Here is a 1,435-nt window from a genome sequence, read left to right on the forward strand (position 1 = left end):
GGCTCTTCACAATCGAGGGTGTAGGTGGGGTCTGAAGCCGCCGGTCTCGAGTAGGGATCTGGCGATGTAGTTGGTGAGGTTGCGGAACCCGAGGGCGGAGCCGCGTAGGTGTTCGAGTCTCCCGTTGATGGCTTCGGTTGGGCCGTTCGAGGTGCCGGGCCGGTCGAAGTAGGCCAGGACATCCTCGGCGCGTTTCTTCAACGTCCTTCCCAGCGTTGCGACTTCTTCTAGGGCAGCGGGGATCCCGCTGCTGAGTGCCTCGATGAGCTGCTCCATGAGGTGGCGGCCCTTGGTGCGGTCGGGTTCGCGGTAGGCGCTGATCATGCGTTGGTAGATGCCCCAGGTGGCTTCGACCTCGACGTGGTCATCGCCGTTGAACAGGGCGCGGAGACGCGCTGCTTGTTTCTCGGTGAGCAGATCGGTTCCGGTGTGGAGGGTGCGTCTGGCGCGGTAGAGCGGGTCCCCGGTGCGGCCGCGGTGCCCGTGGAGTTCCTGCTGGACCCGGCGGCGACACCTGTCGAGCGCGTCGCCGGCCAGGCGCACGACGTGGAACGGGTCCATCACGGCGACCGCGTCGGGAACCTCTTCGCTGGCTGCGGTCTTGAATCCGGTGAACCCGTCCATCGCAACCACCTCCACCGCCCGGCGCCACGCGTCGTCGCGGTCGGCGAGCCATTGTTTGAACGCCTGCTTCGAGCGGCCGGGCACCATGTCCAGCAGCCGGGCGGGGCCGGTGCCCTCCCTCACTGGGGTGAGGTCAATGACCACGGTGACGTACTTGTCCCCGCGGCGGGTGTGGCGCCACACGTGCTCATCGACGCCAACGACCCGGACGCCGTTGAAGCGGTCGGGGTCGTTGATCAGGACCCGGCTGCCCTCGGCCAGCACGGCGTCGTTGGCTGTGTTCCACGACACCCCGAGCCCTTCGGCGACGCGGGCGATGGTGAGGTGGGCCATCACGATCCCCTCCAGCGCCCACCGCAGCCCACGGCGTGACAGCTTCGCTCTGGGTTCGGCCGCCTGGGTGGTGTCCTGACGCCACACATGTCCGCAACCCGTGCACCGGTAGCGGCGGATTCTGACCTCGAGCACGGTGGGGCGCCAACCGAGCGGCTCGTGTGCCAACCGCCGCTTCACTGTTCCCCGCGCCGTTCCTTCGCAGCCGCAGCGTCGGCACCACTTGTCAGGTTCCACGACCCGGCAGGCGAGGACCGCGCGGTCGGGTTCCAGTCGTTGCCCGACGGCCTCGAGGCCAAGCTCGTCGAGTCGGCAGAAGGTGGTCAGGTCAGGGCAGTCGTAGCCAGCACCGGCGGTAACATCAGGCACGTCGAGGTCTTCCAGATGGGCAGTGTGAGAACTTCCATCATCGGGAGGCCTCGACCCCTACCCCCTCAACGACGCGCCGAACCCACTACACCCTGCTTTGTGAAGAGCC

Annotated in this window: 1 protein-coding gene; it reads right to left on the reverse strand. The window is 67.5% G+C overall.

The annotated features are described in order from the left end of the window. Positions 1-6: 6 nt before the first annotated feature. Positions 7-1,326, reverse strand: a complete 1,320-nt coding sequence (locus LKO27_RS15040) for an ISL3 family transposase (protein WP_227738335.1) — start codon at positions 1,324-1,326, stop codon at positions 7-9. Positions 1,327-1,435: the final 109 nt, after the last annotated feature.

Source organism: Tessaracoccus sp. OS52 (assembly GCF_020687685.1).
GTDB lineage: Bacteria > Actinomycetota > Actinomycetes > Propionibacteriales > Propionibacteriaceae > Arachnia.